The 4,819-nt window shown below is 40.0% G+C and carries 3 protein-coding genes; all 3 read left to right on the forward strand.

Annotated elements, in window-relative coordinates; all coding sequences use genetic code 11:
• Positions 1-646: 646 nt before the first annotated feature.
• The 3 genes from F6K22_RS32070 to F6K22_RS32080 all read left to right on the forward strand — a co-directional run bounded on the left by F6K22_RS32070 (position 647) and on the right by F6K22_RS32080 (position 4,746).
• Positions 647-3,454 carry a bifunctional nitrogenase iron-molybdenum cofactor biosynthesis protein NifEN gene (locus F6K22_RS32070; RefSeq protein ID WP_293107626.1) on the forward strand — a complete coding sequence of 936 codons (2,808 nt, stop codon included), beginning with the start codon at positions 647-649 and terminating at the stop codon, positions 3,452-3,454.
• 394 nt (positions 3,455-3,848) lie between these two features.
• Positions 3,849-4,268 (forward strand): nitrogen fixation protein NifX, encoded by a 420-nt coding sequence (nifX, locus tag F6K22_RS32075; protein WP_293107628.1) that lies wholly within the window; start codon positions 3,849-3,851, stop codon positions 4,266-4,268.
• 4 nt (positions 4,269-4,272) lie between these two features.
• Positions 4,273-4,746 carry a NifX-associated nitrogen fixation protein gene (locus F6K22_RS32080; RefSeq protein WP_293107630.1) on the forward strand — a complete coding sequence of 158 codons (474 nt, stop codon included), beginning with the start codon at positions 4,273-4,275 and terminating at the stop codon, positions 4,744-4,746.
• Positions 4,747-4,819 lie beyond the last annotated feature (73 nt).

Here is a 4,819-nt window from a genome sequence, read left to right on the forward strand (position 1 = left end):
CAGCTCCTCTGCAAGAGGCAGCAGAAAGCCCAAATAGCGCGATGGTTAGGAATCCCGCGCTGTCACGCAAGTGCAGCGTCGGGAGGATGTCAATATTATCCGGACATCATATTAGTCAGTCTAGTAGGGTGTGTTAGCGTTTGCGCAGCATTCCGCAGGAAAGCGTAACGCACCATCTCTAATAACTGGACTTATGCATAAAGATATGTAAATTGTGTTTTTTGTAGGGGCAATTTCCTACGGAATGCTCCGCAAACATGAATTGCCCCTACCGATAGCGTCAGTGCGTAAGTCCTGATAAATTGATTTGTAAAAATTTGATAGTGGACAGACAAATCTAAAATGGTGCGTTACGACGGACTGCTAAATGGCTTTCACACCTGGTAGTTATAGCCGTCTAACGCACCCTACTGGACTAAGATAGAGAGGGCTAAAGTCCTACTACAAACAAAGTTGGGTTTCGTTGCTCAACCCAACCTACGCTTACTTAATCTGTGCATCCGTGGCATAATCTGTGTGAGCACCTCAACCCAACCTACAAAATGATAACCTCTATACAAAACCAATAATAAAAATTTGTCATTCTTAAGATTAGATACTCCATAACCCGCCCCATAGTAGTTAATAAAAAAAGAGACTTAATAACATGGCTATGATGACCCCAGGCAAAGTTGCCGAACTATTGAATGAGCCTGGTTGCGAACACAACCATCACAAAAATAACGGAGATAAAAAACAGAAAGGCTGTAATCAACAAGCGTCACCCGGAGCAGCTCAAGGAGGTTGCGCTTTTGACGGAGCTAGCATTGCCCTTGTACCCATTACAGATGCAGCTCACCTGGTTCATGGACCTTTAGGTTGTTCTGGTAATTCCTGGGGAACTCGTGGTAGTCTTTCCTCCGGTTCCCATCTCTACAAAATGGGTTTTACCACCGACATGGGTGAAAATGACATTATCATGGGCGGTGAGAAAAAATTATTGAGGGCGATCGCTGAATTAAAAAAACGTTATCAACCTCCTGCCATTTTTGTCTACGCCACCTGTGTTACTTCCTTAATTGGAGATGACCTAGAAACAGTTTGTAAAGTCGCTACAAAAAAATTAGAACTTCCGGTCATTCCTGTTAACTCTCCTGGTTTCATCGGTAGCAAAAATCTTGGCAACCGGGTTAGTGCAGAAGCATTATTAGACCATGTAGTTGGTACTTCCGAGCCAGAATTTACTACACCCTACGACATTAACCTAATTGGTGAATATAATATTGCTGGTGAAATGTGGGCAATGCTACCCTTGTTTGAAAAACTCGGCATTCGGGTATTGTCAAAAATCACAGGAGATGCTACCTACGAAGAAGTTTGTTACGCTCACCGTGCCAAACTCAACGTTATGATCTGCTCTAAAGCAATGATCAACATGGCACGGAAAATGGAGGAACAATACGGCATTCCTTACATTGAAGAATCATTTTATGGTGTTGCCGATATTAATAACTGCCTCAGAAATATAGCAGCTCAACTTGGCTATGATGACTTGAAAGAGCGGACAGAAAAACTCATTGCTGAAGAAACAGCTATTCTCCAAGAAATATTAGAACCCTATCGCCAACGTCTCAAAGGTAAAAGAGTTGTACTCTACACAGGTGGGGTGAAAAGTTGGTCTATTATTTCCGCAGCTAAAGATTTAGGAATGGATGTGGTTGCTACTAGCACCAAGAAAAGTACGGAAGAGGATAAAGCCAAAATCAAAAAGTTGCTTGGTAAGGATGGCATTTTGCTAGAAAAGGGTAATGCCGAAATTTTGCTGAAAGTCATTGCCGACACTAAAGCTGATATGCTCATCGCAGGAGGTCGTAACCAATATACCGCCCTGAAAGCAAGAATTCCATTTTTACACATTAACCAAGAACGCCACCATCCCTACGCCGGATATCATGGGATGATTGAAATGGCAAAAGAATTAGATGAAGCTCTCCATAGTCCAGTTTGGGAACAAGTCAGACAACCAGCACCTTGGTTAGATGATTGTCAGTTGGATAATGTCTTGGAGGTAGAAACTTTACCTAGTCTAGCTAATAACCCACCTGCACAGGTAAGCGTTCCCAAAAAATCCTTATCCACAAATCCTCTGAAACTAAGTCAACCTCTAGGTGCAGCTTTAGCTTATTTAGGAATTAAAGGCATGATGCCAATGTTCCACGGAACTCAAGGTTGTACTGCTTTTGCTAAAGTATTATTGGTAAATCATTTCCAAGAAGCTATTCCCCTGTCTACCACTGCTATGAGTGAAGTGACAACTATTTTGGGAGGGGAAGATAACGTTGATAAAGCTCTGCTCACTCAGGTTGAGAAGTCTAAACCAGAAGTTATTGGTTTGTTGACCACTGGTTTAACTGAAACCAGGGGCGATGACATGGAACGCATTCTCAAGAAATTTAGGGAAGACCATCCAGAGTTAGATGGGTTCCCCATATTAAATGTTTCTACTCCAGATTATAAGGGTTCTGCTCAGGACGGTTTTGCTGCTACAGTAGAACGTATAGTAGCTTATGATTATGGCGAACCTATTCCCACTGAAACTAAAAAACCTTTCATTACAATTTTAGCAGGTTCTTGTCTTGCTCCTGGAGATGTGCAGGAAGTTAAAGATATCGTGGAAGGCTTTGGTTTAATTCCCATAGTTGTACCAGATATATCTCAGTCTTTGGACGGACATTTAATTGATGATATTTATAGTGCGACGAGTTCAGGTGGTACTACAATAGAGGAATTGCGTAATTTATGTAATTCAGCTTTCACCTTTGTTATTGGGGAAAGTCTGCGGAATGCTGCTCAGATATTGCAAGAAAAATTTGGTACTCAATATCAAGTATTCCCTCGGTTGACTGGTTTGGGTGCTGTAGACAGTTTCATGTTAAAATTGTCTCAGATAATTGTGTCTCGTACAGATCCTCATCTCGACCGGGGTTGCGAAGTGCCTCAGAAGTACCAACGCCAACGTCGGCAGTTACAGGATGCGATGTTGGATACTCACTTCTATTTTGGTCATAAGCAAATATCTATTGCTTTGGAGCCAGATTTACTTTGGGCAACAAGTTGGTTTTTACGAGAAATGGGGGCAGATATTAAAGCTGCCGTAACAACTACGCGATCGCCATTACTAGAAAAATTACCCACAGAAAATGTGATAATTGGGGACTTGGGAGACTTGGAAGAAGTAGCAGCAGGTTCAGATTTACTAATTACCAATTCTCATGGTAAGCTAATATCTGAGAAGTTAGGTATTGCTCTATATCGGATGGGAATGCCAATTCACGATCGCCTCGGTAATGGTCAACGTTGTTATGTTGGTTATCGTGGTACGATGAACTTATTATTTGACATTGGTAATATTTTCTTAGAGCAAGAAGAATCAAAAATTCATAGTAATGATTATTCATTATTGTCAATAAGTTAGACACAAAAAACCTGGTTTATTAAGCTCGTAGTTGGGCTTTAGCCCAAAAGGTCAAGATTTGAGGGCTAAAGCCCAACTACAAACCCCTACGAGCTTTCCTGAAAAACCTGCTTCCTACACCACTTCTTTCTTAGAGCAAGAAGAATCAAAAATTCACAGTAATGATTATTCATTATTGTTAATAAGTTAGAAACAAGAAACCGGGTTTATTAGGCTGGTAGTTGGGCTTTAGCCCAAAATATCAAGATTTGAGGGCTTTAGCCCAACTACAAACTTCTAGGAACTTTTCTTGAAAAACCTGGTTTCTGCACCGCTTCAAAACAAGCTTGTTATCAAGAACTAATGGCAGTTTACTATTAGTTATTTGGTACATACAACAAGGAGGAAAAAAACAATGAAAGTTGCATTTGCAACCACTGATTTAGTTCATATAGATGGTCATTTTGGTTCTTCTAAACAAATGGCTTTATATGAAGTTGATGACAAAGGATATGAAGTTCTAGAACCATTAACTTTTGGTGGTAATCTAGATCAAGATGCTCCCAAACAAGATAAACTAGAAAAACTTCATGCCAAAGTAGCAGCTTTACTCGACTGCACAATAGTTTATGTGTTAGAAATTGGCGGTCCCGCAGCAGGTCGTTTAATCAACAAAAAAGTTACTCCCATGAAGTCAACTTCAGCAGAACAAACTATTACTGAAGTTCTTGACAGATTGGTACAAACATTAAAAGGAAGTCCTCCCCCTTGGTTAAGGAAAGCTTTACAAAAAACTTCCGAATCTGACTTAGAAGCTGTACTTGAAGAGGTATAAAACTATGACAGTTCAAACAGAAACAACAACAACAACAACTGACATTTATTCTGCTCCTTTTATTAAGGAATTAATTAGAGCAGTTCAAGCTCAAGACTCCTATGGAGTATATAAGTCTTGGTCTCCTGAATTAATTCTCAAGCCTTACGTTGTTAGCAAGCAAGAAAAGCGCCAGATTTCCACCGAAAATGAAGTCGATCCGATGACTTTAGCTCGGATTAAGTTATTCTACAATGCAATAGCTACTAGCATTGAATTAGAAACTAATCAAATTATGCAAGTAGTTATTAGTATCAACCATGAAGGATTTGGTTGGGCGTTAGTATTTTGCGGTCGTCTTTTAGTAGTTTCTAGAACTTTACGGGATGCTCAACGTTTTGGGTTTACTTCTCTAGAAAAATTAGAAGATGAAGGAGAAAAAATGACTCAAGCTGGTATTGAGTTGGTGAAAAAATATAAGGAAGTTTGCAAACTCTAACTTAATAGCATTCAGCACTCACCTATCAGCTTCTAAATGTGTATAATTAGGGGGTTAAACCTCTATTAACCTA

This window comes from Okeania sp. SIO2F4 (assembly GCF_010672385.1).
In the GTDB taxonomy this organism is placed as follows: domain Bacteria; phylum Cyanobacteriota; class Cyanobacteriia; order Cyanobacteriales; family Microcoleaceae; genus Trichodesmium.

Bases quoted from the DNA above. Each gene is read 5' to 3' on its own strand.
- F6K22_RS32070 (WP_293107626.1), top strand. From the start codon at position 647: ATGGCTATGATGACCCCAGGCAAAGTTGCCGAACTATTGAATGAGCCT.
- nifX (WP_293107628.1), top strand. From the start codon at position 3,849: ATGAAAGTTGCATTTGCAACCACTGATTTAGTTCATATAGATGGTCAT.
- F6K22_RS32080 (WP_293107630.1), top strand. From the start codon at position 4,273: ATGACAGTTCAAACAGAAACAACAACAACAACAACTGACATTTATTCT.